Annotated in this window: 26 protein-coding genes; 19 read left to right on the top strand and 7 right to left on the bottom strand. The window is 41.7% G+C overall.

The genetic code is table 11. The features are described from left to right. Positions 1–2 precede the first annotated feature (2 nt). Both ACR65F_RS08270 and ACR65F_RS08265 read left to right on the top strand, forming a co-directional pair. On the top strand, positions 3–341 hold the full coding sequence (locus tag ACR65F_RS08270; RefSeq protein ID WP_039043661.1) for a PTS lactose/cellobiose transporter subunit IIA: 339 nt from the start codon (positions 3–5) through the stop codon (positions 339–341). Next, on the top strand, positions 338–640 hold the full coding sequence (locus ACR65F_RS08265; RefSeq protein ID WP_025782815.1) for a PTS sugar transporter subunit IIB: 303 nt from the start codon (positions 338–340) through the stop codon (positions 638–640). Before ACR65F_RS08270 ends, ACR65F_RS08265 begins: the two co-directional genes overlap by 4 nt. 213 nt (positions 641–853) lie before the next feature. On the opposite strand, the gene ACR65F_RS08260 is transcribed toward ACR65F_RS08265, so the two are convergent. Further along, positions 854–1,960: a nitric oxide synthase oxygenase gene (locus tag ACR65F_RS08260; RefSeq protein WP_369795230.1), complete on the bottom strand. Its 1,107-nt coding sequence runs from the start codon at positions 1,958–1,960 to the stop codon at positions 854–856. A 134-nt stretch (positions 1,961–2,094) separates the two neighbouring features. Between ACR65F_RS08260 and ACR65F_RS08255 the strand changes: the two genes are divergently transcribed. Continuing rightward, positions 2,095–2,994 carry a mechanosensitive ion channel family protein gene (locus ACR65F_RS08255; RefSeq protein WP_440504004.1) on the top strand — a complete coding sequence of 300 codons (900 nt, stop codon included), beginning with the start codon at positions 2,095–2,097 and terminating at the stop codon, positions 2,992–2,994. Positions 2,995–3,023: 29 nt separating this feature from the next. Then, on the top strand, positions 3,024–3,554 hold the full coding sequence (locus tag ACR65F_RS08250; RefSeq protein WP_039043658.1) for a GNAT family N-acetyltransferase: 531 nt from the start codon (positions 3,024–3,026) through the stop codon (positions 3,552–3,554). A 52-nt stretch (positions 3,555–3,606) separates the two neighbouring features. Here ACR65F_RS08250 and ACR65F_RS08245 read toward each other — a convergent pair whose 3' ends face one another. After that, positions 3,607–5,028: an MDR family MFS transporter gene (locus tag ACR65F_RS08245; protein WP_440504003.1), complete on the bottom strand. Its 1,422-nt coding sequence runs from the start codon at positions 5,026–5,028 to the stop codon at positions 3,607–3,609. Positions 5,029–5,308: 280 nt separating this feature from the next. Here ACR65F_RS08245 and ACR65F_RS08240 point away from each other — a divergent pair, with 280 nt between their 5' ends. The 6 genes from ACR65F_RS08240 to ACR65F_RS08215 all read left to right on the top strand — a co-directional run bounded on the left by ACR65F_RS08240 (position 5,309) and on the right by ACR65F_RS08215 (position 11,887). Continuing rightward, the gene (locus ACR65F_RS08240; protein WP_440504001.1) at positions 5,309–6,364 is read left to right on the top strand and encodes a hypothetical protein; all 1,056 of its coding nucleotides are present in this window, start codon (positions 5,309–5,311) and stop codon (positions 6,362–6,364) included. 202 nt (positions 6,365–6,566) lie between these two features. Beyond that, the gene (locus ACR65F_RS08235) at positions 6,567–7,718 is read left to right on the top strand and encodes a Gfo/Idh/MocA family protein (protein ID WP_440504000.1); all 1,152 of its coding nucleotides are present in this window, start codon (positions 6,567–6,569) and stop codon (positions 7,716–7,718) included. A gap of 160 nt (positions 7,719–7,878) precedes the next feature. Next, a complete protein-coding gene (locus tag ACR65F_RS08230; RefSeq protein ID WP_440503998.1) occupies positions 7,879–8,817 on the top strand; it encodes a methyl-accepting chemotaxis protein in 939 nt (312 codons plus the stop codon). Between the two features lie 185 nt (positions 8,818–9,002). Continuing rightward, the gene (locus tag ACR65F_RS08225) at positions 9,003–9,983 is read left to right on the top strand and encodes an NAD(P)H-binding protein (protein WP_440503997.1); all 981 of its coding nucleotides are present in this window, start codon (positions 9,003–9,005) and stop codon (positions 9,981–9,983) included. 151 nt (positions 9,984–10,134) lie between these two features. Further along, positions 10,135–10,548, top strand: a complete 414-nt coding sequence (locus ACR65F_RS08220; protein ID WP_125102193.1) for a universal stress protein — start codon at positions 10,135–10,137, stop codon at positions 10,546–10,548. A 238-nt stretch (positions 10,549–10,786) separates the two neighbouring features. Further along, positions 10,787–11,887, top strand: coding sequence for an FAD-dependent oxidoreductase (locus ACR65F_RS08215; RefSeq protein ID WP_440504038.1), 1,101 nt, complete (start codon positions 10,787–10,789; stop codon positions 11,885–11,887). Positions 11,888–11,979: 92 nt separating this feature from the next. Here ACR65F_RS08215 and ACR65F_RS08210 read toward each other — a convergent pair whose 3' ends face one another. Both ACR65F_RS08210 and ACR65F_RS08205 read right to left on the bottom strand, forming a co-directional pair. Continuing rightward, positions 11,980–12,864, bottom strand: coding sequence for a fructose bisphosphate aldolase (locus ACR65F_RS08210; protein WP_440503995.1), 885 nt, complete (start codon positions 12,862–12,864; stop codon positions 11,980–11,982). Positions 12,865–13,011: 147 nt separating this feature from the next. Beyond that, complete coding sequence (locus ACR65F_RS08205; protein ID WP_440503994.1) at positions 13,012–13,680, bottom strand: YoaK family protein; 669 nt, start codon at positions 13,678–13,680, stop codon at positions 13,012–13,014. Between the two features lie 271 nt (positions 13,681–13,951). Here ACR65F_RS08205 and ACR65F_RS08200 point away from each other — a divergent pair, with 271 nt between their 5' ends. The 5 genes from ACR65F_RS08200 to ACR65F_RS08180 all read left to right on the top strand — a co-directional run bounded on the left by ACR65F_RS08200 (position 13,952) and on the right by ACR65F_RS08180 (position 18,470). Then, the gene (locus tag ACR65F_RS08200) at positions 13,952–14,755 is read left to right on the top strand and encodes a gluconate 2-dehydrogenase subunit 3 family protein (RefSeq protein WP_052245939.1); all 804 of its coding nucleotides are present in this window, start codon (positions 13,952–13,954) and stop codon (positions 14,753–14,755) included. Between the two features lie 27 nt (positions 14,756–14,782). Next, positions 14,783–16,537 carry a GMC family oxidoreductase gene (locus ACR65F_RS08195; protein ID WP_125102188.1) on the top strand — a complete coding sequence of 585 codons (1,755 nt, stop codon included), beginning with the start codon at positions 14,783–14,785 and terminating at the stop codon, positions 16,535–16,537. 230 nt (positions 16,538–16,767) lie between these two features. Then, positions 16,768–17,130, top strand: coding sequence for a hypothetical protein (locus tag ACR65F_RS08190; protein ID WP_125102187.1), 363 nt, complete (start codon positions 16,768–16,770; stop codon positions 17,128–17,130). 260 nt (positions 17,131–17,390) lie between these two features. Further along, complete coding sequence (locus tag ACR65F_RS08185; protein WP_039043648.1) at positions 17,391–17,759, top strand: hypothetical protein; 369 nt, start codon at positions 17,391–17,393, stop codon at positions 17,757–17,759. Positions 17,760–17,852: 93 nt separating this feature from the next. Continuing rightward, positions 17,853–18,470, top strand: coding sequence for a nitroreductase family protein (locus ACR65F_RS08180; protein WP_039043647.1), 618 nt, complete (start codon positions 17,853–17,855; stop codon positions 18,468–18,470). A gap of 157 nt (positions 18,471–18,627) precedes the next feature. On the opposite strand, the gene ACR65F_RS08175 is transcribed toward ACR65F_RS08180, so the two are convergent. Together ACR65F_RS08175 and ACR65F_RS08170 are read right to left on the bottom strand one after the other, a co-directional pair. After that, positions 18,628–18,921: a hypothetical protein gene (locus ACR65F_RS08175; protein ID WP_125102185.1), complete on the bottom strand. Its 294-nt coding sequence runs from the start codon at positions 18,919–18,921 to the stop codon at positions 18,628–18,630. A gap of 390 nt (positions 18,922–19,311) precedes the next feature. Beyond that, the gene (locus tag ACR65F_RS08170) at positions 19,312–19,635 is read right to left on the bottom strand and encodes a GRAM domain-containing protein (protein ID WP_052245938.1); all 324 of its coding nucleotides are present in this window, start codon (positions 19,633–19,635) and stop codon (positions 19,312–19,314) included. 199 nt (positions 19,636–19,834) lie between these two features. On the opposite strand from ACR65F_RS08170, the gene ACR65F_RS08165 reads away from it, so the two are divergent. After that, complete coding sequence (locus tag ACR65F_RS08165) at positions 19,835–20,905, top strand: hypothetical protein (protein ID WP_125102184.1); 1,071 nt, start codon at positions 19,835–19,837, stop codon at positions 20,903–20,905. A gap of 345 nt (positions 20,906–21,250) precedes the next feature. Here the strand turns inward: ACR65F_RS08165 and ACR65F_RS08160 are convergent, their stop codons facing one another. Next, positions 21,251–21,907, bottom strand: coding sequence for an SDR family oxidoreductase (locus ACR65F_RS08160; RefSeq protein WP_039043694.1), 657 nt, complete (start codon positions 21,905–21,907; stop codon positions 21,251–21,253). Between the two features lie 196 nt (positions 21,908–22,103). Between ACR65F_RS08160 and ACR65F_RS08155 the strand changes: the two genes are divergently transcribed. The 3 genes from ACR65F_RS08155 to ACR65F_RS08145 all read left to right on the top strand — a co-directional run bounded on the left by ACR65F_RS08155 (position 22,104) and on the right by ACR65F_RS08145 (position 24,049). Beyond that, entirely contained in the window at positions 22,104–22,829 is a 726-nt protein-coding gene (locus ACR65F_RS08155) for a DsbA family oxidoreductase (RefSeq protein WP_440503990.1), read from the top strand. Between the two features lie 86 nt (positions 22,830–22,915). After that, entirely contained in the window at positions 22,916–23,551 is a 636-nt protein-coding gene (locus tag ACR65F_RS08150) for a hypothetical protein (protein ID WP_440503988.1), read from the top strand. 102 nt (positions 23,552–23,653) lie between these two features. Next, a complete protein-coding gene (locus ACR65F_RS08145; RefSeq protein ID WP_039043642.1) occupies positions 23,654–24,049 on the top strand; it encodes an SET domain-containing protein in 396 nt (131 codons plus the stop codon). Positions 24,050–24,106 lie beyond the last annotated feature (57 nt).

Here is a 24,106-nt window from a genome sequence, read left to right as displayed (position 1 = left end):
GGATGCACACAATTGAAGAAATACAAATGCTGTCATTCACGATTATTTTGCACGCAGGCAACGCTAGATCCAGTTCAATGGAAGCCATTGCCCTAGCGAAATCCTATGAATTTGATGAAGCTCGAAAGAAGATAGAAGAAGCGGATAAGGAATTCACTGAAGCTCATAATTACCAGACAAAACTTTTACAAGCTGAAGCTAACGGTGTAGAAAATCCTGTGACAGTCATATTAGTGCATGCTCAAGATCATCTCATGACAGCGATGACGGTCAAAGAGTTGGCGAATGAGATGATTGATATGTACGAACGGATGCAGATGATTGAGGAGGGAAAAAGATGAAAATCATTCTAGTTTGTTCTGCGGGAATGTCGACTTCTATGTTAGTGAAGAAGATGAGAGATTCAGCAGAAGCAAGGAACTTAGATGTAGAGATCAGTGCAGTTGCTGAATCTCAATTGAAAAACAACTTGGAAAACCTGGATGTAGTCCTGATTGGACCACAAGTCAGATACCTGGAAAAGAAGATAAAACAACAATTGGAACCTCAAGGTATAAAGGTAGACATCATCAATCAGTTAGCTTACGGAATGATGAAAGGTGACAAAGTGTTAGACCAGGCAATCGAGTTAAAAGGTTAATGTAAGAAATCTTGTACACCCAATACTAAGCCACCGACTCATTCGGCGGCTTAGTATTTTTTAGTAGGGATGCAATAGTGCTGGGTATACAGGTGTAGGTGATTGGGAAACGGGAGGGTTCAGTTATGAAAGATTTTGTTGAGGTAGGTAGGTGATGATGAAACACCTATGCACAAACGAATGGTGCATAGGTGCATGAAAAAAGCGTAGTGTCTATTCTTCGTCCAGTGGGCTTGCCTGATGAAAGAAGTTTGGTGTCACGATATCATTTCGGTATGGCTTATGGAAAATATGCGTCGTAGCGGGGGAGACAGGCGGGATAAGCCAAGTCCAGTTACCGGTGACGGAGCGTCCCGCATTCTTCTCCTTTTTCTCGAACGCTTTAAATTGTTTGGCGGCTGTATGATGGTCGATAATTGTAACGCCTGATTGGTGATAAGAGTGCAGGACAGCGATGTTCAGTTCGACGAGTGCTTTGTCAATCCAGAGTGAACGGTTTGAGTTTGTTGCAAGTCCCATCTGTTTCGCTATCGCCGGCAGCAGGTTGTATCGGTCTTCGTCCGCAAGGTTCCGTGCTCCGATTTCAGTTCCCATGTACCAGCCGTTGAAAGGCGCCATCGGATAGTCAATACCTCCGATTTCAAGCCTCATGTCAGAAATAATCGGTACCGCATGCCATTTGATGCCAAGCGCCTCGACACCAGCAATGTCTGGGTGGCTGATGGGTACTTCTTTCACTAAGCCATCCGGTAGCTTGTACAATTTAGGAGGGTGTCCGTCTTCTTGGATAACGAGCGGTAGGATGTCGAACGAAGTGTGAGCCCCTTGCCAGCCGAGAGACTCGCACTTTTTTGTCATGGCATTATTCGCAGAATCACCCACAACTTTCCCATCCATTTCATAACCTGCATACCGAATTAGCTGATGATTCCAGATACGAATTGGATTTTGTCCTTCTTTCCGTGGTGGGAAGACGGTAATGGTCGATCGGATATCACCGTCATTCGTTGCAAAGTGAACATGGTCCAGCAATGCATCAAATGCTTCGTCCACTGTTGTTACGTCTCGTCTATCGAACACTTCAAGTGTTTCCCAAAGCAGACGACCTATGCAGCGGTTGCTGTTGCGCCAAGCCATTTTCGCCCCATGCGCCAATTCAGTGGGCGTGTGTGTATAGGTGCCGCTTGCTGTGATTTCGTTTTTAATGTCTTGAAGTCGCTGTTGTTGTTGTTCCGCAGGAAGTCCTAACTCCCCATAACAACGTTCGATGAAATCCGCAGCTTTCGTGAAAAGTTCTTCGTTCTGTTCATTCACAATAATCCACTCCTTACTTTTCAGTCTACCATCGACCGGACTTGTGATTGCTGAACGTTTTGTGTCGAGGTGGATCACTCGTGTAACACACAGCAAAAAGTGATATTTACGGTATACTAGTAGGGCAGAGGAGTGGTACCATGCCAGACGTTTTAAAAGAGTATTTCCTTGGACTTGCCGATAGCTTAAAATCCACCTTAAAAACGCCAGATGCATATTTGAACAAAGTGGCGCTGACAGTGGTAATTCTGGTGCTCGGCTTATCCTTATATATCTTATTCAAAAAAATGATTTTGCGAAGTGTTAAAGATTTCACGAAGAAGATTCAGTTACATAAAGCAGCGAAGCAGACGATGGCGACGTTGACGGTCGTTGCGGTGTTATTCATATGGATTCAGGCGATAAATGTACTGGTCTTGATCGCACTATTATTTGGCGTCATTGCGGTGTTCATGGTCAGAGGATTGACAAACAACATTATCGGTTATTTTGTCATTAAGTATCGGAAGTATTTTGAAATTGGACACCGTGTAGAAATTAATGAAATTATCGGGGATGTTGTTGAAATCAATTCAACTAGTTTCAAATTGTTAGAGGTACGTACTGGATTATCATCCGATGCGAATACAGGGCGTATTATCAAGCTGCCGAATAGTATTATTTTCAATGAATCCATTGAAATTATCGGTGGTGCAAATTCATTTGTTTGGCATGAACTCAAGTACGTACTGTCTTTCGATAGCGAATGGCAGACAGCTGAGAAGATCATGACGGATGCAGGTCAGGCATATTTCGAGGAAACTGTACTGCCTGAGCTTAAGAAGAAGAAAGGTCACATGTCTAGTGAGCAAGCAGACCTGCAGCCTGTATTTTCAGTGGATACGAATGATGCAGGAATTGTATTGGTTTTACGGTATTTGGTCGATTACCGGCATGGGACTTGTGTGAAAACCGGATTGCAACGAAAAATCTTGCCGCAACTCAATGAGCATCCAAACATCGACTTTGCAATTTGGGAAATGAAAGTGTTCAAGGGGTAATTTTACAAATTAGAAAGAAGGAAATTTTTATGTCAGATCAAACAAAGTCTGCAGTAAATAGTGTGATTCGGAATGCACAGCCTGAAGATGCTGCGCGTATTGTTAGTTTTTATAATATAGTTGGCGGGGAGACGGATTATCTGTCTTTCGGTCGGGATGAATACCCTCAGTCAGCTGATGAAGTGGCGCAATCCATAGTTCATATGAAAGGATCCAGTGGAAACTGCATGTTGCTCATGTTGGAAGGAGAGGAGATTGTCGGAATCGGTACGATCGATTCTAGTACGAAACACAGGTTCCTTCATGTCGGAACACTTGGTATTGTCATTTGCCAGTCGCACGCAGGAAAAGGACTTGGCCGCATGCTGATGAATGCACTGATTGAGTGGTCTAAAAATAATGGACAAACGGAAAAAATTACGCTTGTCACACGTGCTGATAACGAACGGGCCATCGCACTTTATGAAAAACTCGGATTTGAACGGGAAGGTCTTTTTTGCAAAGACTCGTATGATGGCGAACGGTACTACGATAGCTTGTCCATGGCACTTTTCTTATAAAATCAAAAAATCTCCCAACATCAACTGATGTGGGAGATTTTTTAACATGTAATTACGCATCCATCGATTGTTCTTTCGATTTCGGATCACGGATAGCAAACGACAGCAACAATCCGAACGCTGCGATGCATCCGGCTACCAAGAAGGCGATGTTGACTCCATGGATCTCTCCGGCAACTGAATCTCCGCTTGCTGCGGTGATGGTGATCGTCACGAGCACCGCAGTTCCGACAGCACCTGAAATCTGACGGAAGGTGTTATTCATGGCCGTACCATGGGAAATCAGGTGATTCGGTAACTGATTCAAACCGAGCGTTGTGGATGGCATCATGACCATGGCGATACCGACCATTCGTATTGCGTTCAAGACCGCTAAATACGTAAACGTCGTATCTTGCGACAAGTTCGCAAAGAAGAACGTCGTGACAGTCAAAATGGCAAAACCGGTACGCAGTAGCCATTTAGCTCCGTATTTATCGAACAGCGTACCAGTAACGGGATTCATGACACCCATAACAATCGCACCTGGCAAGAGCATGAGTCCTGAATGCAACGCGTTGAACCCAAGTAAATTTTGCATGAAGAGTGGAAGAATGACTGTCGTTGCAATCATCGATGCAAACACAATCATTCCGAGTCCTGTTGCTAGTGAGAAGACGCTATATTTAAACACTCGGAATTCAAGGATTGGTTCTTCAAGTTTCAACTGTCTGTTGATGAACAAGAAGAGAGTAACCGCACCAACTACTAGCGAAATGATCACGTTTGGACTAAGCCAACCTAAGTTACCTGCCACACTGAAACCATACAACAGTCCACCAAATCCGAACGTGGAGAGGACAATAGACATATAGTCCATTTTTGGATTCGTTTGTTCTGTAATATTCTTAAGTAAGAAATACGCGGCAATAATAATTACTGCGGCAATTGGTAGCACGACGTAAAAGACACTGCGCCATGGGAAGTTATCGACGAGATAGCCGGACAAACTTGGTCCAATGGCGGGTGCAAATGCAATGACGAGACCAAACATCCCCATTGCTTTCCCGCGTTGCGAAATTGGGAATATGAGAAACATGATCGTTTGCAAGAGCGGCATCATGATTCCGGCTCCAGCCCCTTGTAAAACGCGTCCTACCATCAAGAAGGTAAAGTTAGGAGAAAATGCAGCGATGAGTGTACCTATGGCGAAGGTGCCCATAGCAGTAAGGAACAACTTTCGTGTAGTAAATTTCCCAATTAGGAACGCAGTGATTGGAATCATGATTCCATTGACGAGCATGAAGATCGACTGTAGCCACTGAACGGTACTTTGGCTAATGTTGAGATCTTTCATAATCGGGGGGAGAGCGGTCGCTAGAAGCGTCTGGTTCAATATAGTAATGAACGCTCCAGACAATAATACAGCGAGTAGAGGAATATTCTTTTTAAAATCGAACGTCTGGGAATCACCCAGTGCTTGTGAATTGACCATTAGCTTTTCATCACCTCATTTTGGAGTAGCAAATCCTTATACACCTATTAATATGAAAACCGGACCTGACATTCCTTATATGATAGAGGTTATTGGTGCAGACCTCAATTTTGTTGTTTGATAAATCGTATTGTATTAGTAAGGATTGCCGCATTGAGTGCAAGCCATACCAAACCATACCTTATTGCGACAAAGTCAAACTTCATTTGCCTGGAAAGTACCAGCACTGGATGATACGATGTGAAAGAATAGTTAAATAATTGGGTAAATGAGGAGAAGAATGAAAAAGAAACTATTAATCGCGGGCATATCTATAAGTTTGCTGCTGTTTATTGCTGCAGCAGTTTTCGTAGGATTTTCCGTTTATATCTTTCTTGTCTATTCTAACATGGCACGGGGAGCCATCTATATGGAAGATGAGTTACCCGAATATGCACAAGATAAGTTTGGGCGAACAATTGAAATTGTAGATCGGAAACTAGAAGATGATGATCGCTATAAGGCTGTAGTGCATGTGAAAACGCAGGATCGGCAAGAATTGAACTTTCTTATTCGCATTAACAAAAAGGGAGAGGTTGAGAATGATAATTATCAAGAACTCGTAACTCGTGACGACGTAAACAATCGATATAAGGAGAGCGAGGAAATAAAAGCACTTAAAGCAAATGGATTTTCAACGATCACACTCGGAAATGAGGTGTACGAAGAGGACTTGACCATGAATCTTCCTGAAGAAGTTCAGTTGTTTGAGCCAGCTGCATTTGAATTACTGCATGCCTCTTTACCCATCATCCATCGACTGAACGAAAAAATAACGGCAGATACGGGATATCCATTGGAGGTCCTTTCTGTAAATGGTGAGTGGCTTGACCTCACTAAGAGTTATGAGAATGCACACTCCATAGGTCAGGCGTTTGCCCAGGAAAGTCCTGAGATCTTCTATCCGAATTTCTATAATGAAGACATGCTAGTTTTACATAATGGACTTGAAGACTTAGAAGAGACAATTCTGAGATTACGACTTGCAGACGCGGAACTGTCCTGCTACGAATTAAAAGACTTTGAATCGTGTAAACACTATGAAGTCGTTATCGATACAACGGAACAGGAAGACGGCACGGTTTTTCATACGGATGAAAATGAAGACTTAGATGAGCTCTTATTAGTTATTCAGCATCTTCAGAAAATCGACTTACCCATTGAACGGGTAAGTTTGTATCCTGTACTTGTAATTGCCAAAGCGGACGTGGAGCAGGATTATAGAGCGTCTGAGGTATTCATTTCACCAATTGACGATATTAAGACCGTTCGTGATATACGTTTTCAAGTAAAATGAGTATTGTCAGGTGATAGATAACTAGGAAATGTCTATACTTTACACACTAGTTGGTGGTTTGAAATTCAACTACACCATGTATTACTTTAGTGGCGTCGGCATCTTCTCAGAGGAACGATTATAGTATGCTATAGTTTTTGCAGGGCTTGATATATAAAGGACTTTCGTCAATTTACAAGAGACACATAAATGAGGTGCGCATATGAAAAAAGTAAGAATTGGAGTCATTGGAGCAGGACTGAGAAGGAATTTAGCACTTTATTGGCATAAGCCTGAGGGGGAATCTGAGATTGTTGCTTTGGCGGATTTATCAGAAGACCGTCAGCAGGAATTTCAAGAAGAGATAGGCTCGCAACTTTTTCTAACGAAGGATTATAAAGAGTTATTGGTGCGAGATGATATCGATGCAATCGCTGTGCTATCACCAGATTATCTCCACGAGGAGCATGTGATTGCGTGCTTAGAAGCGGGCAAGCATGTGTATTCTGAAAAGCCACTGGCAATTACAGTGGAAGGATGTGACCGAATCATCGAGGCGTGGGAGAAATCGGATAAGCACTTGATGGTTGGCTTCAACATGAGATATATGAGCATGTATCAGACGATGAAGGGGTTAATTGACTCAGGAGCGATAGGGGAGTTGAAAACAGTATGGGTTCGCCATTTTGTTGGATTGGGCGGATATTATTACTACCATGACTGGCACGCAAGAAGTGATAAGACGACTTCACTCCTACTTCAGAAAGGGTCTCATGACTTGGATGTCATCCATTGGATTTCAGGTAAATATACAACAAAAGTTTCTGCATTCGGAGGGCTGGATTATTACGGCGGGGACATGCCGAATGATCTGACGTGTCCGGAGTGTTCGCTGAAAGATACGTGCCCAGAGTATGTGCCGCATACATTTACGGAATGCGCATTCCGCAAAGAAGTAGATGTGGAGGATAACAATATGTTGATCATGGAGTTAGAAGGCGGTATAAAAGCATCGTACTTACAATGTCATTTCACACCGGACTATGAGCGGAACTATACATTTATCGGCACAAAAGGAAGGATTGAAAACGATGAAGTGAATGGCAAAGTGTATTTGAAGACACGCAAAACGAACACGTGGAATGAGTTTAGTAATGTGACGTATGAGATGAAGCCTGAAGTCGGAAGTCACGGTGGTGCAGATCCGAAAATTGCACAAGACTTCATTGAACTTTTACTTCGTAATAAACAGCCGCTTACATCTCCGTTCGCGGGAAGAATGAGCGTTGCGGTAGGCTGTGCAGCAACAGAATCGATTCGGTCCGGTGGCGGAGTTATCCGCGTAACTCGGGAATCGAGTTTGACTGATTGCTGATGACTCGCATTTTATTCAACCTATGAATGTATGAGAATATTTTCCTGAATCAGCGTTCACAAAAAAGTCAGAAACATGACTTCTGACCCTGAAATATTCAAAGAATATAGGTCGTTCTATGCTATAATTATGAACATAAAGATAACTTGGGGGAGTTCAAATGTTCAGAAGTAAAAGTAGACTAGTTGAAGAAGATAATTTCCAAGAGGAATTAACTGCTTTAAAACAAAGCCATGCGATAAAAGAGGAGCAAGATCAGACTCGTTTGCTTGAGTTAAGAGACGAGTTATCGGCTGCTGTGATGCAGCACGAGAAAGTGAATGGGCAACATGGTGTCTTAGGCGAAGCAGTTGGCAAAATTGAAGAGCGATTTGAGAACATTGCCGAACTTAGTGAACAAACTACTCAAAAGTCAGAAGAACTGTATGAAAAGGGACGTTCTTTAGAAGATCAATCACATGTGATGGTCGTCGAAGCTACTGAAGGTACACAAGAAGTGAACGCAACAGCAGAAGTAATTAAAAATCTTGGGGTGCAAATACAGGCTTCCGAGCAAAATATGACCAATTTAAGTGCACGATCAGATGAAATTCAATCGATTGTCGGGGTAATCGATGGCATTGCAACACAAACAAATTTACTTGCGTTAAACGCTTCAATTGAAGCAGCAAGAGCGGGTGAGTCTGGAAAAGGGTTCGCAGTTGTTGCGCAGGAAGTCCGTAATTTAGCAGAAAGTACGGCAAAGAGTACAGCGAGTATTCAAACTCTGACTTCGTCATTGCGTGACGAAATTAAAGAAGCGTTGGATTCTACAAGAACGAGTGCGGAGCTTGTGGATAAAGGTGTCCAAGTTAGTCTTGCGACAGCTGAGAAAATGGAACGCATTTTAAATACAATCGAACAGAGTCAAGGTGATATTGGATCCATCCAGAAAATGATTGAAGAGCAAAAACAACTATCTGCAGAAGTGAAAAGTGAGCTGTTTGGTGCAAAAACTCTTTTCTCACAAGCACACGGTCTCATTATTGAGCATATTGAAGATGCCAAGGAAGTCGACAAACGACTTGAAAATGGTATTCGCCAATTGGCTGTAGAGTAATCAGAATAACGATGACACGAACCTATAAAGGGATCGTGTCTTTTTTCATTGTAAAAGTTGTTCATGGTGCAACAGAAAATATATTACGTACCGCTATTACGCTTCCACACTATTCCGCAATTGGATTACCCAAAACGATAGAAGGGTAGAATACTGGAACACTTTGAATAAGGGAGTTATGCTGAATGGAAAAAGTTTTTGTTTTAGGTGGAACCGGGTTGCTTGGACTTGAGACGATCAAAGAACTACTCGACAAAGGATACGAGGTTTCTACAATTGCACGCAATGCAGAAGTCATGGAGGATGTGTTACCTGATCCAGTAAAAGAACGGATAATTGGCGACATGAATGAGATGACAGATGAGCAAGTGTTGGCGATGCTTAAAGATAAAGACGCATTTGTCTATGCAGCTGGATTGGATGAGCGAACCCTTCCTGAAGCACCAGCTATGAAATTTTATTATGAAAAAAACGTATTACCTACACAAAGATTTGCAAGATTGGCTCGTATAGCGGGCGTGCAGAAGTTTCTCATATTCGGTTCGTATCACACTGAAACTGCGGGTATGTGGAATGATTTGAATTTGCAGGAGCAACCTTATGTCAAAACAAGATTACTACAGGAGGAAGTTGCATTCATGGAAGGAGAAGGATCCATGGAGGTCATGTCGCTTCGTCTACCATACATATTCGGAACAATGCCACATCGTACACCGTTATGGAAAAGCTTTTTCCCTCGTGTTCAAGGTATGGATGTAGTCAAAGTCCCTGCTGGCGGGACGGCAATGGTGACAACGAAGCAAGTGGCGGAAGCGGCTGTCGGTGCATTGGAACATGGTGAGCACCGAGGGACTTACGCAATCTCTGGCATTAATATGAAGTATGACGAGTTCTACAAGATGATTGCGGAAAGTCTTGGACAAACTGACACAATCGTTGAAACAGTTCCCATAGGTCAATTGAAGCCATCTGCTGAGAAAATGGATGAAACTGTCGCAGCAAAAGGGAAAGAGCATGCGATTCATATGGGGAAACAAATCGAAATGCAGAATCGAGATGCCTTCATTGATCCGAATGAGACGATGCGGATTTTAAATTATCAGGAAGACGATGTCCGTGCTGAAATTAGAAGAACGTTGGCTGCTTGTGCAGAAGAAGTACAGTGAGATTCCCTTACTTTCATACAACTGAGGAAAAAAACGAGTGCAACTCAAAAATCTTTTTGCGCTTTCATTGATTTTTGTTTGAGGTCTGGTAAAATCGGTGGTATTACTTACATGACTCTTTGACTGGCGAGCAAATCTAAGGAGGGCGATTATGAATATTGCGGTGGCTGTGGATGGTTCAGAGAGTGCATTACGTGCGGCACAACATGCGCTAATGCTTGTTCAGTTTTTACCAGAGACGCACTTGGAGATCATTTTTGTGACCGATTTTAATAAGGTGGAAGACGAACGACTTCTGACAGAAAGTCCTAAAAATCTCGCTGCGTATCAGAAGAAAAACGTCCAACCTGTTGTTAAAATGGCTCGTGAGGCCGGGGTAGAACCGAAAGTCACGTTGCTGAAAGGGCAGACGGGTCCAACGATTATCAAGTATGTGAATGCTAGTGAAGTTGATCAGCTAATACTCGGTAGTCGAGGGCTGAATGCTTTTAAAGGACTTATATTTGGGAGTGTCAGTGAGAAAGTAGTAAAGCGTATGAGTTGTCCTGTGACGCTTGTTAAATAGAAGTAGTACTAAGTTGTGTATCGAGTATATTCATCTTAAAGATTCGGTTTTTGCTGAACTCAGCAGATTCGGGTCTTTTTGCTTTTACAATTATTCCAGTGAGCATTCTTCTGGTTTTTCCTTATCTGTTTGTTAAATTATTATAAGGTTTAACTAATTCCGAAATAAATGGTTGAAGTGAAAAACACGAGAGTCACATTTGTGATGGTTAAAAACTGGGGGGATTGCGGTGAATCCAATGAATTCAAAAAAAGGTGCTACCAACGGCTCTGCCATCGTTGTTGGGGCTTCACTTTCAGGGCTAATGACTGGAATTGCGCTTGCTAGAGAAGGTGTACAAGTGACTCTTCTCGAGAAAGTTGGATCAGGACATCGATCCGGGGCTGGTCTTCAAGTTGATGCCGCAAGATTTAATGCGACAGGGACGGAGCGTTTGTTACGAAATTTAGCTTCCGGTGGGAAACGATCCATTCAGCTATGGTCCTCGATAGAGTCTCGTTTACGGATAGAAGCTGAAAAGGATTCAAGGATTGAATTACGTTACGATACGCGTGTTGAATTTGTAGACCAAGATAATACTTCCGCTTTTGTTATGACGGACGCGGGAGAGACAATTCACGGCAACCTTTTGATTGGCGCGGATGGGCATCATAGTTTAGTACGGAGACACGTAGCTCCAGATAATCCCGAGGCAACGTTTGCGGGATATATGGTGTGGATTGCCTCTACGAAAGAAGAAGAGTTGCCACCACATATGCGCCCAGGTTACCACCATCCCGAAGTAACTATGCTCGAAAGTTTAAATGGCTTTTTGTTTGGATCAATCATTGAATCTGGGGGCGAATTTGGGAATCGTCGAATTGGCTGCACATGGTACGATATCTCAAGAAATGAATTGTTGCGCCATCTCGGATGTGTGGAAGGAAATGTCGTGAAGCATTCACTCAAAGGACCTGATATACCTCAAGAGACAATCGATGAACTCGCTAAATTAGTATCTGTAAGATGGGACGAGCCATGGAGATCCGCGATGTTGCACGCACTTCAACATCGAAATCTTACAGGGACACCTATTAAAGAATACGTTCCCACTCAGCTAGTCCATGGTCGTATTGCATTGATAGGAGATGCTGCACACGTTCCAGCACCCATTACGGCAAGCGGATTTAACGCATCTTTGCAAGACGCGGTGGATTTGGGGAAGTGTGTGTCAAAGGAAATCGAAGGAACCGCAGCCATAAAAGCTTTGAAAAACTATGAATCGCTTCGTTTACAAAAGGTCCGAAAAATGGTGCAATCCGGGCAAACCTACAATCGCTCATTTGGACTGGGACGTTAATAAGCTCGAAAATTACTTCTTCAAGAGTAAACAGTAAATAAAAAAGCCTGTGTCTAAAACCAACTGAATTGGTTTTGGCACAGGCTTTTCGCTTAAATGGACGCTTCGTAAATCGATTTAACAGCTTTTCCAAGAGCGCTGTTGAACTCACCGTCTGATTGGTTAGCATTCAAGTCCTGGCTAAGAGCTCTAGAGAAGCTGGCAATCAACCCATCATTCTCTTTAAGCTTTTCATTGGCGATATCTGTTGGATATCCACCAGAAAGTGCGACAACTCGTACCACTCTAGGATGTTGAATAAGCTCCTTGTATAAGTTTGCTTCAGTAGGGATTGTCAGTTTCAACATGACATTTTCATCATCTTTCAACTGGTCCAAGTGGTTAAGAAGTTCAGTTTTCAATAATGTCTCACAAGCCGGTTTGTTTGCGCTGTTAATATCCACTTCAGGCTCGATAATTGGAACGAGCCCCGCAGCGATAATTTGCTTACCGACTTCAAATTGTTGATCGACGACTGCCTTGATACCTTCTTTATTTGCTTCTTTAATGACAGAACGCATTTTTGTTCCAAAGATATGACGTTCGTTTGCGCGTTTCAAGGTTTCATCCAAATCTGTAATTGGTTTCATGAGTTGGACGCCGTTTGCTTCTTCCGCAAGACCTTTATCAATTTTAAGGAATGGAGCAATCCCTTTCTTTTCAGCTAAGTAATCAGCAGTGTACATACCGTCAATTTCACGATCCATCGTTTGTTCGAAAAGAATCGCACCTAGAATATGCTGCGCATCAAATGCAGGAGAGGTGATGATTCTTGTCCTCATATCATGCACCAACGTAAACATCTCATCTTCGTTTGTATACGCGTCTTCGTTCACACCGTATGCTGCAAGTGCCTTAGGGGTACTACCGCCACTTTGGTCAAGCGCTGCGATGAACCCTTTTCCATTTTTCACCTTGTCAAATTGTTTTTCATTCATTCCACTCACTCCTCATTCATAGTGTGTAACTTCCTGAAAAAATCATAAAGATGGAGACTGACAAATGTCAGTCTGAATGTCTATCACTCTAACATGAATAGAGCCTATTACGCCATCATCCAGATTAGGAATAGCTCTAACTACCTCTTACGTCCACTTATAGAAAAATAGTGCAACGATTGAAAAGCAGACAATCCCGAAGGCAATCCATAATATAGCCATCGGATCCCATCCGCTGACAAATGCACTAGCACCAACTCCAGCAACAAATGTAATGATGCCAATGAAAAGATGAAGCATATCTTTTTTTGCCTGTTCATCCTTTTCGAAGAGAATCAGATACAAGCTGTTCATCATATTCCTCGCATTCCCAGTCATGATGCCGTTATTGACGGAAGTCGATCCGATTTTTCTGAACGTCGTCAATGCATAGCCGGAAAGTAATCCCAATACAAAAACCATTACAGACAATTCGAGACTTGTTTGAAACAGTGCCAACACCAGTAAAAGGAGTGCCTGGACATACAGGAACAGACGATATCTCCTCAAGCCAGGAAGCCTCAAGCGAGCCAAAAGAACTTCACCTAAAAATGCACCACACATGAATCCGAAGAAAGCAATCATGTTTGCTAAGGCATCGTAGGGCTGACCTGTGAATAATTTGACACCAAACGTCACCATGTTTCCAGTCTGGGCACTCACGAAAACATGGTCCAACTCCATGAATGTATAGGCATCGATAAACCCCATCAAAAAAGCAGCACAGATTGTTAGTAAACTTGTTATCCGTTTGGTATGCAACTGATCTCTATCCATTTAGCTCCCCCTTCCTGCAGTGCGAATCCTCAAGAACTATGTATACCTCTGAAATACCCTTATTCAGCGAGAGATATCCATGAAGTTCAAAGAATATGACGAACGCCTTAAAATGAATGACTAGTTTTGTACTGAATCGTCAATACTCAATTTGAAAAAATAATTCACTATATTTTATGGATTCATACTTGTGATGTGAAGGTTTTGGGAATTATATTACAGTTTAACTTTTCACAAATACGGAAAAATATAAGGTTGGGGAGGTTTTAACATGTCAGATAATAATCCAAAAGATAGCGCGAGTGGAGAGCAACAAAAACAGCAAGATATGAGTCGTCGGAAATTCTTAAAGAATTCAGGTTTAGTAGCAGGTGGACTGGTTGGTGGTTCATTATTCGGCGGCTTGCTAACGAATAGTTTCGATTCGAAGAAAGAACAAAAGGTTGAAGAGCATAAGGATGCTTTGATAGATGTACAAGAAGCCATGCAATTTTTCACCCGTCATCAAGACTTCTTAGTACTGATGGCTGCAACGGAACAAATCTATCCCGAGGACGAGCATGGTCCAGGGGCAATTAAATTAGGCGTTCCTTACTATATAGATAAGCAATTGGCTGGCCGTTGGGGCATTAATGGAAGAGACTACAGACATGGTCCGTATACAGCTGTTTTAGATGAGAGTGATCAATCTGCGGGTCCTGCAGGCGAACAATCCATTTTGGATCGTGGCGACATTTTCATTCACGGATTAAGGAAGTTGGACGAAGAAAGTCAAAAACGATTTAGCACTACTTTTGATAAGGCAGAAGAAGACCAGCAAATTCAGATTTTGCAGGACTTCGACGATGATAAAGTGAAAATGAACGGACTCGCTGCTTCTGAATTCTTCGCTCTGCTAATTCAATCTACATTAGAAGGCGCATACTCCGATCCATTATATGGAGGAAACCGCAATATGGAAGGCTGGAAAATGAAAGAGTTTCCTGGAGCACAAACCTCATACGCTGGCTACATAGACCAAGACGAATTTATAAAACTGCAACCAATTAGTTTACGGGACTATCAAGGACACTAAATCATAAATTGAGAAGAGGAAGCAAAAATGGTCAAAAAGTTACCTAAAGTAGATGCTGTAATTGTTGGATCCGGCTGGGCAGGAGGGATTGCTGCGGCTGAACTTACTAAAGCGGGACATAAGGTAGTAATACTCGAGCGAGGTCGGGATAAAAAGCACGAAGATTTTATGGGGACAAAAGACGAGCTACGTTATTCAAAACGATATGATTTAATGCAAGATCTTAATAAAGAAACGATCACATCGAGGAATTCCCTAGATAAGAAAGCACTTCCAGTTAGAAGTAATTCAAAAGCAAGATTAGGAAATAATACGGGAGGAGCTGGAGTCCATTGGAATGGGATGTCATTTCGATGGTTACCATATGATTTTGAGATTTACAGTAAAACTGTGGAACGATACGGTGAAGAAAAAATACCTAAAGAGTCCACGATGCAAGACTGGGGCATTACCTATGATGAGTTAGAACCTTACTACGATAAATATGAAAAGACAGCTGGTATTTCAGGGGAAGAAAACCCGATTGGCCCCCCTCGGTCTGATAAGTACCCCAATCCACCACTAAAAGAAACACCAACGATTCGCTTGTTTAAGAAAGCGACTACTGACTTGGGCTATCATCCATACCATATGCCTTCTGCAAATCTCTCCCAAGCCTATGTAAACCCAGATGGAGAAAAGTTAAATGGATGTGTGTATTGCGCGTTTTGTGAAGAGTATGGATGTGACTTTGGAGCGAAAGCCGATCCGATTGGTACCGTTCTTGCAACTGCAAGGAAAACAGGTAACTTGGAACTGAGAAATGGCTCCAATGTAACACGGGTAAGTCATGACGGAAAGCGCGCGACAGGGTTAGTCTATACAGATACGATGACAGGGGAGGAATTTGAACAGCCAGCAGACATTGTTGTCCTTGCAGGATTTGTATTTACAAATACGAAACTGTTGCTCGTCTCTAAAATCGGAACTCCTTATAATCCGAAAACAGGACAAGGGATCATCGGTAAAAACTTCACTGGCCACTTCAATAATTTGTCCACTTATATTGGGGCGCGTGGTTTCTTTGAGGATAAGAAGTTCAACAATTTCATGGGGACAGGTGCATTAGGGGCGACGATTGACGACTTTAGCGGAGATAACGAAGATCATTCCGATCTTAAATTTCTACACGGGTATGAGGTTCACTATGGTCAATTAGGAACACGCCCGATTGCGAATAACCAAGTACCAGAAGGAACGCCAGCTTGGGGAAAAGAGTTTAAAAAGCAATCATTGAAATATGCAAATCGTAATTTATTCGTCACAGCTCAGAGTGGTTTTCTGCCTAACAAAGAAACGTATATGGACTTAGATCCAACGTACAAAGATTCTTTGGGTAACCCTCTCTTACGGGTTACAGTAAAGTATTCAGAACAAGATCGCGAACGTGCAAAGGCAGGAGTCGCTCGTTGCGCAGAAATCATGAAAGAGATGGGCGCAGATACGATGAATGTCGATGTTGTGGAAGATGATGTGGAATTTGACCATAAATTTTACACAGACCACTTCTTCGGTGGAGCGATTATGGGGGAAAGTCCCAAAAACTCTGCGGTGAATACGTATTCCCAAATGTGGGAGATGGAAAATCTCTTCGTAGTGGGTGGTTCGTCATTCCCTCATAATAGTAATTACAACCCGACAGGAACGATTGGAGCATTTGCCTATCGTGCTGCTGAAGGGATGAATAAGTATCTCAAACAAGGTGGGCTACTTACACAAGCGGAACTGAAGGAAAATGCATAATATTCCTAGTAACTTACTGATTTATCACATACGAGGGGAGAAGCCTGGAGGTATAGGCTTCTCCCCTCGTTTTCTAGGTTCCCCAACAACCCATTCCTTCTCTCTATAGCAAAAAATAGACCTGGACATACCCGTTAAATACAAACTCTCATCAATTTCTAATTGTTCTCTAATAGAACTTTAGGCCTTAGGGTGATACAGTATTAATTAGTATAAAAGGAGTGGTTGGAATGAGCGAAAGGGAACTGTTTACGACCATCAACAAGTGCGTCAACGAATTGGATTTTGTTTCTGCAAGAAAATACATGGAAGAGAATATTGAATTGCTGAACAGATATAAGCATCGGTTGCAGCACAATGCGCAAGAACTGTTCGAATTTGTTGCAAACCGAGATCTGAACAGCGAGATGCTGAACAGAAAAGAACTGAATATTATTCAGGCGATTAACGAATATGCCGCCAATTTTAACATTCGGGGATTTAAGCTGTTGGTAAAAGAAAGAGGGGCGTTACTTAGTAAAAAAGACACACTCGCATACTTGAATGAAGATGCGAAAGCATTGTTGGAAAGTATGAACGCTCTCATTGTTTAAGTGCGTGTGAGTTGTAAAAAGTAGCCTACCTCATAAGTGAGAAAAACTTAATTTGAAATCTAAAAACACTTTCGAAGTGATACACTTAAAGTATCTACAATTCAAAGGGTTTTTCTTTTTGAGGAGTTTTACACAAAGGAGATGTAACGCTGTATAGCACATTTATCATTCACCTTATGTTCAAAGAATGTGTGCTAAAGTGGAAGTACAGTTATGAAATGGTATATTGGTAAGGGATGGTAAAGTAAAGGGGTGGTCGTATGAATTCTAATGAGTTGTTTAAAGTGATCAATGAATGTGTGGATGAATTAGACTTTATAACCGCGAGAAAGTATATGGAGGATAATATAGATCTTGTGAAAACACATAAGCATCATCTCCAGCGGAATGCGCAAGATCTATTTGAGTTTGTTTTGAATTCAGATGGAAGACGGTTGACCCAATCGGAGATTAAAGTAATTCATGCTATTAATGATTATGCTGTTCATTTTAATATCCGGTCATTTAAATTAATGGTAAAGGATCATGCGGGACTAGTGAGCAGGGAAGATACACTTACTTATTTGAATCAGGACGCGCGGGCATTGTTAGAAAGTATGCATATTATTACTAGCACCGAAGAGACCTAACCGTAACTCAACAATACTTGATGATTTAGCTTACTATAAGTATGCTACTGTTGTAAGAATTAATGGTTCTTTTAACCAACAGGAGGAATTTACTTGTCTGAAACGATTTCTACCCTAATTAAAGAACGCCGTTCGGTGAGAAAATACGATCCGGACTTTACTATCGAGAAAAATGAGATTTTGGAGATGCTAGAGCAGGCAACACTCGCACCTTCAACTAGCAATCTGCAACCATGGGAGTTCCTTGTCTTCCTAGATGCTGAAGAACGCAAAGATTTGAGAAAAATTGCGTATAACCAGGAGCAGATTGAAACTGCTTCTGCAGTCATCGCTGTACTGGGAGATAAAGAGTTTTACAAAAACATCGATCCAGTTTATGACAGCATGTCCGAAGCCGGTTTTGTGGACGAAGCAAGCAAAGCAGTGCTCGTAGGCAATGCCCACAAAGCGTATCCACATGCCCCTGAAGAATCACGTAAGAATATGGCTACGTTCGATTCTGGTCTCGCTGCAATGCAGTTCATGCTCATTGCGAAAGAGCGTGGCTATGCAACAGGACCTATGGGTGGCTTCGACAAAGTGAAGTTTGCCCAGCGCTTTAATATATCTGAGCGTTATTTTCCAATCGTGTTAATTACACTCGGGAAAGAAAATGCGCCTGCGTATTCAACAACTCGAATTGCAATTGAAGACAAAGTAAAGTTCATATAACAAATTTAATAAGTGCCGGGTATTCACGAAATCGGTGAGTGCTATGCATATTGTACGTCTTAACGAATAGCACGCTAATGAAAAAATACCAGTATACGATTGAATGTAGAATTCAAAAGTATACTGGTATTTTTACGTTTTGTTCGAAGGGAAGTTTTCACTTCTTATCCGGTACAAGTACAGTACGCTCCAAAGGAACTCCGCCCATACCAACATTTCTTTTGAGAACAACATAAGATAGTCCATCAACCAGGTAATGACCATCTCCGTTGTACTCAGCGCTTTTACCTTGTTTTCTGAGCTCTTCGGTGACTGCATTGGCTTGATCGGTAAGACTTGCGTACCTGCCATCCAACTCCAATGTAATATTGCCTTTTCGATACCCCATGAGCCTATTAAAACCAAACAACATAACAACAAAGATACTGATAGTAATGAACAAGCTAGCCATTGCTTCTCCTCCTACTCGTTAGTTGCACAAGATATATTTAAAGCATAGTGGATGTGGCGGAGCAGAATCTTTAAGAGCATCTACTTCAAAGCAAGGTGCTTATATAGATTCTCAACAATTATTGAAACTAATCCAATGGTGATAACGTAAAGGAATTATCCACCTATAACTAGTATATCAATAATTAAAGGATAATAAAACCTGTTTTTACTAAATTTTCAATCGATTTATAAGGGACCGTCAGATTATGATGGCGTGCATGAAAATTTAAATATGTGGTTTGAAATAATGGCTACTGTTATGCATGTGCTTGTTGCCGGACAGCCAGCTAGATAGTAGGAAATGAAAAAATATACCCCAAACAGTTAGAAGTGTTTGAGGTACTGTGTGTTAAGCACTTAATTTTTCTTGAACAAATTCCACGATATCCTCACGTTTAGACATGTCTCCTGGAGCAACGATGAACGTGTGAGAAGATCCGTCCGTTAGTTCTACAGTAAGACCATTTGAAAGGATACCTAAAGCGTTGGATTCATGCACCTTATCCATATCGTTGATAGAAATTGCCACTTCGCCTTTTTGAATGTTGATGGCGTGTGATGAAAATAGGAATCGCTGGTCTGTAATGGTTAAGACTCCGCCTACAAATTCAATCCCATTTCTCAAGTTTGCGGACAGCTTATACTTAACTGTTTCTCCGTCATGAAGTTCCATAATGTAACTCCTCCTTAAAACAAAAGTTCAGTGGGTAAGTTGCTAGTCAACAAGTACTTATTTCAATTGATTTCCCTGTATAAACTCGACTAAACAAAAGGATATCTTCAGTAAAACGAGTTTGGATCTTATGCTATAGCCTCAGATATATAGACTATTTACGTGTTTTTTAGGTTTAATTTTATTACATTAAAGGAGGATGGAACCTATCTCTACAAAAAATTCTACTATAATCGGGTGTCTGGGTTGTCTATCTCCACTTCTTGCAAGTATTTTTTTTGTTTTTGCAATGATTAATGGGGCTGGATGGATAGGGTGGAGTGTCATTGGTATACTTGCGTTTTTAACGATTCCTTTGTCTGCCAAATCGCATACATTAGCGGTGGGTCAATTGGCTAAGCAACGAGAAAGTTTGAGTTCCATACAACCACCGGCAGGTAATCTAGACGACACGTTAACCTATGTTTCAAGTGATGCGTTGACAAGAGTTACAATTCATGAAGAATCACGTCAGATTTATTGTTGGCGTGCAGTGGATGGCCTTGGAAAGCCATTGACTACACCGACGGCCAACATGTCTTACACGCTAGATAATTATGGATTCACTGAATTGGATGCGGTTGCGATTGTAGAGAATTCAGAAGTGATCGACATGTCGTATACATCTACAAATATCCCGATGTTAGAGTATATTAAAAAAGAGATATATAGTAAGCTTCCTAAAAATACTCAGTCGAAAAAAATACACACGTTAGCATTGGTCATTGAAATTCGTAACTGGACCCAACCTTTTTATCAAGTCAATTTCATAGAAGGCAATTCCACGCAAATCGAAACAGACACACCTGAATATGAAAAGCTTTTAAATGAGTTAAAATCGGGATTCTCTACACTGAACAATATAATAAATAATCAGCTACTGCAAAAAACTCCGGAAACGGCTGTTTTTCAGAAAGCGGAGACTACGCCATCGGTTGAAGTTGAGACACCTGTATCCACTAGTCGGTCAGACATTAGAGAAATTGAAGTAACGATACCTAGTGAGCCAGCAACATCCTATCGATATTACGAACAAGAGGAGATTGAGCCAGCACGTTCTTCAGTTTCAGATGGACCTGTTAAACAAGTGGTTACACCTAAACAAACAGAAGATGTGGTACCTTTCGTTGAAGAAACAACTAAAGAATCTAAAGAGCTATCCTATTTCGAAAAACTCGTGGCGGAAAACAAAAGACAATTAAACAGCAAAGGTCCGTCAGAAAAAGAGTGAAACTCATAATAAGTGCAACCAAGTAACTGAAACTAGCCAGTAGAAGTGTGAAGTGTAGTCTGAGAAACCTGTTGCTTAGACAATGCCAAAATGATCGTGTGCGAGATGCATAGGTCAGATAAATTTTCGTATATCACGGGAGTGAATTTATCAGTAGATGGCTGTCTAATGGAAAAACAACCCACAACGATACTTGATCAGGGAATCGTTCTGTTTGGTTATGAAACGGTCTAAAAAAATGAAGTTGATATGTAAGAAAATGGGGAAGAGTTAGATGTGTAATTACGGCAACGTAAAAAATAACCGTCCCCAGAGTTTAACATGGGGTACGGTTATTCAATGTAGTTATTTAAGCGAAGCGATTGCCTCTTTCACCGGTTTATCGCCTGCAATTACTTGGAATTCCTTGCCGATTGTCGAGTTGTCTTCTAAACAAGCAAGAAGTACCTGTGCGATGTCATCTCGTGGAACTTTGTTTGCCTCAACTTTCTCTGCGGCTTCGATTTTACCAGTTCCATCGTCGTTCGTTAACATACCAGGGTGAACAATCGTGTAGTCTAAATCTGTTTTGCGAAGCCATTCATCTGCATAATGTTTCGCTGCAACATAAGGCGCAAATGATGAATCTGCTTCCTGAATCGCTTCACGGGTCGTGTCATAAGAACTGATGAGGATGAAACGCTTTACGTTTGCTTGTTTTGCAGCTTCAATTGACTTCACTGCGCCATCCAAGTCAATCAGCATCGTTTTGTCTGCACCCGTTTTCGGTCCGGAACCTGCAGCAAATACAATCGCATCTGCGCCTTCAGCGGCTTCTGCAATTTTCTTCGTGTCGTCTTCTAAATCCACTAAGACTGTTTCAGCTCCTAAGTCTTCAAAATAAGAAGCCTGTTCTTGCTTCCGTATCATCGCCTTGGCTGTTAACGAATCACTCTTCTGAATTAAAGAAACAAGTTCTTTACCGACTTGTCCGTTTGCTCCAATAACTAGTACTTTCACAATATCCAACCTTTCTTTAGTTCGAGAATCCAAGATTTCCCGAAATTGAGCGGGAAATATTTATATATATCTATACCCGTTTTAGATAATGACTAACATTAGTGGGTAATCACAGACAGAAGCTTACTAATTCGTTTTCAGACTATGGAGTGGTATAGTTGTCTCAATAAAACAGACAACAGATGAGGAGAGATGCTTTATGAAAATTGAAATTTGGTCGGATTTTGTATGCCCGTTTTGCTATATTGGAAAGCGCAAACTGGAAATTGCATTGGATGAAATCAGAGGGAAGGATCGTATAGAAATCGAGTTTAAAAGTTTTCAACTAGATCCAGGATCTGCTAAATATAGCGGACAAGACTTCTACGAGAGCATGGGAGCTAAATTCGGAGGCGCTGAGAAAGCGAAACAAATGACGGCTTCTATTGCAGAACAAGCGAAAGAAGTGGGGCTCGATTTCCATTTTGATACGATGAAACCAACGAATACATTCGACGCACACCGGATGACGAAGTTTGCGAAAGTTCACGGCAAAGACGCTGTACTTGCAGAGAAATTACTGTATGCAAACTTTACACAATCGAAAGACGTGGGCAATGAAGTAATCCTTGTTGAACTCGCGGTCGAAGCAGGTTTATCTAAAGAAGAGGCACTTGCCGTTGCGAGTGATCCGAATGCTTATGCTGATGAAGTACGCGCGGATATTGAAGAAGCAAAACAACTTGGTGTTACAGGCGTTCCATTCTTTGTTTTTAATCGAAAATATGCGATCTCAGGTGCACAGCCACCTGAAGCATTTTTACAAGCTATAGAGAAAATCTTGGAAGAAGAACAGCCAGTATCCGTGTTTGAAAACTTGTCACCGGATAATGGGGAAGATGCCACGTGTACAGATGGCAGCTGCGCGATTCCTGAAGAAAAATAAGTAATCGAAGGATACCGTCATCTTTACTGTTAGATGGCGGTATATTTTTAATGAGGGGATGTAAAAAGGAATGGGGGAATGTGTAAATGAATATTGAACAGGAGCGCCGACATGCAGTTGGATTACATGATTTACGGATAAAAGAACTTCGAAGTAAACTGTCGCTTTCAGAACAAATGGAACTTGAAGAACTCTTAACTGTTCAAAATGAAAAGCTGCCTGGATATAGTCAGATGCAAGATCACAGTGAGGTCATCCTATACGCGATTCGGAATTATACATGGGAGGATCGTACCCCGGAGCCTACATTTTTTCAAAAGTTAGTAAAAGCAAAACCCGCTCCCAAGTCCTATAAACTCTCCTTTCCGGAATTACCGGCTGCAGATGAAGAAGGCTTTATGTTTTCACTCATGCTGGATTTCCGACAAGTCATGGAAGACGTCGGACTGGGAGTGGAATGGCCCAAGATGCTGCCGGCAGAGTGGGGAGTGTATTATGGAGAACAAATGGATGATGGCGAGAAGCAATGGTTTGACTCTCTTCCGGATCCAGTCTGGTGTCACGCCAAGCTGATAGAAGCAAAAGGATTGGAAGATAAAGTGGTACAGCACGGAGAACAGATGATTGAGCTGCTTGCTTGGGTAAAAGAATACTGGGGAAATGGTTATCAGATTTACGCCGACCTGGCTGATGTTTTCGACTACTATGGGGAAGGCGTCTAGTCGCAGACGACAAAACCATTAAGGGGAGAGTTCTAGACAAAGCATTGGATGGTTCATTCATGCTATAGTGGGCAGTAAATACAAAAGCGAGAAGGCGAATAAATGATAGAAGTAAAAACTTCCGAAATTAGTGATGGTGAATTCAACAGAGGCGTTTTTGCCACATGTGATATTGAAAAAGGCCAGTTGCTGCATGCGGCGCCGGTTATTTCCTATCCAAACGAACAGCACCAGCATATTGAGAAAACGATTCTTGGCGATTACGCCTTTGAATACGGAGTGAACCACTCCGCAATCCTTTTAGGATATGGCATGCTATTCAACCATTCTTATGAGCCAAATGCCTGGTATGACATCAATTTTGATAACCAAACATTTGACTTCTTTGCCCATAAAGCAATTACAGCAGGCGAAGAAATCTTCATAAACTACAATGGTGAAGTGGATGATCAGGAGCAGTTGTGGTTCAACCAAGATTATGCACCAACAGAGGACTAAGTACTGAAAGAATAGATGAAGAAAAGCCATTTACACACTGCGTGTAAGTGGTTTTTT

The organism is Sporosarcina sp. SAFN-010 (assembly GCF_059415065.1).
Note: the sequence above shows the minus strand (reverse complement) of the source record. Positions and strands in the feature narration are given on the sequence as shown.

Bases quoted from the DNA above. Each gene is read 5' to 3' on its own strand.
- ACR65F_RS08200 (WP_052245939.1), top strand. From the start codon at position 13,952: ATGTCAGATAATAATCCAAAAGATAGCGCGAGTGGAGAGCAACAAAAA.
- ACR65F_RS08155 (WP_440503990.1), top strand. From the start codon at position 22,104: ATGAAAATTGAAATTTGGTCGGATTTTGTATGCCCGTTTTGCTATATT.
- ACR65F_RS08235 (WP_440504000.1), top strand. From the start codon at position 6,567: ATGAAAAAAGTAAGAATTGGAGTCATTGGAGCAGGACTGAGAAGGAAT.
- ACR65F_RS08210 (WP_440503995.1), bottom strand. From the start codon at position 12,864: ATGAATGAAAAACAATTTGACAAGGTGAAAAATGGAAAAGGGTTCATC.
- ACR65F_RS08170 (WP_052245938.1), bottom strand. From the start codon at position 19,635: ATGGAACTTCATGACGGAGAAACAGTTAAGTATAAGCTGTCCGCAAAC.
- ACR65F_RS08215 (WP_440504038.1), top strand. From the start codon at position 10,787: ATGAATTCAAAAAAAGGTGCTACCAACGGCTCTGCCATCGTTGTTGGG.
- ACR65F_RS08185 (WP_039043648.1), top strand. From the start codon at position 17,391: ATGAATTCTAATGAGTTGTTTAAAGTGATCAATGAATGTGTGGATGAA.
- ACR65F_RS08250 (WP_039043658.1), top strand. From the start codon at position 3,024: ATGTCAGATCAAACAAAGTCTGCAGTAAATAGTGTGATTCGGAATGCA.
- ACR65F_RS08165 (WP_125102184.1), top strand. From the start codon at position 19,835: ATGGAACCTATCTCTACAAAAAATTCTACTATAATCGGGTGTCTGGGT.
- ACR65F_RS08190 (WP_125102187.1), top strand. From the start codon at position 16,768: ATGAGCGAAAGGGAACTGTTTACGACCATCAACAAGTGCGTCAACGAA.
- ACR65F_RS08145 (WP_039043642.1), top strand. From the start codon at position 23,654: ATGATAGAAGTAAAAACTTCCGAAATTAGTGATGGTGAATTCAACAGA.
- ACR65F_RS08175 (WP_125102185.1), bottom strand. From the start codon at position 18,921: ATGGCTAGCTTGTTCATTACTATCAGTATCTTTGTTGTTATGTTGTTT.
- ACR65F_RS08150 (WP_440503988.1), top strand. From the start codon at position 22,916: ATGAATATTGAACAGGAGCGCCGACATGCAGTTGGATTACATGATTTA.
- ACR65F_RS08205 (WP_440503994.1), bottom strand. From the start codon at position 13,680: ATGGATAGAGATCAGTTGCATACCAAACGGATAACAAGTTTACTAACA.
- ACR65F_RS08265 (WP_025782815.1), top strand. From the start codon at position 338: ATGAAAATCATTCTAGTTTGTTCTGCGGGAATGTCGACTTCTATGTTA.
- ACR65F_RS08230 (WP_440503998.1), top strand. From the start codon at position 7,879: ATGTTCAGAAGTAAAAGTAGACTAGTTGAAGAAGATAATTTCCAAGAG.
- ACR65F_RS08255 (WP_440504004.1), top strand. From the start codon at position 2,095: ATGCCAGACGTTTTAAAAGAGTATTTCCTTGGACTTGCCGATAGCTTA.
- ACR65F_RS08245 (WP_440504003.1), bottom strand. From the start codon at position 5,028: ATGGTCAATTCACAAGCACTGGGTGATTCCCAGACGTTCGATTTTAAA.
- ACR65F_RS08225 (WP_440503997.1), top strand. From the start codon at position 9,003: ATGGAAAAAGTTTTTGTTTTAGGTGGAACCGGGTTGCTTGGACTTGAG.
- ACR65F_RS08220 (WP_125102193.1), top strand. From the start codon at position 10,135: ATGAATATTGCGGTGGCTGTGGATGGTTCAGAGAGTGCATTACGTGCG.
- ACR65F_RS08240 (WP_440504001.1), top strand. From the start codon at position 5,309: ATGAAAAAGAAACTATTAATCGCGGGCATATCTATAAGTTTGCTGCTG.
- ACR65F_RS08270 (WP_039043661.1), top strand. From the start codon at position 3: ATGCACACAATTGAAGAAATACAAATGCTGTCATTCACGATTATTTTG.
- ACR65F_RS08195 (WP_125102188.1), top strand. From the start codon at position 14,783: ATGGTCAAAAAGTTACCTAAAGTAGATGCTGTAATTGTTGGATCCGGC.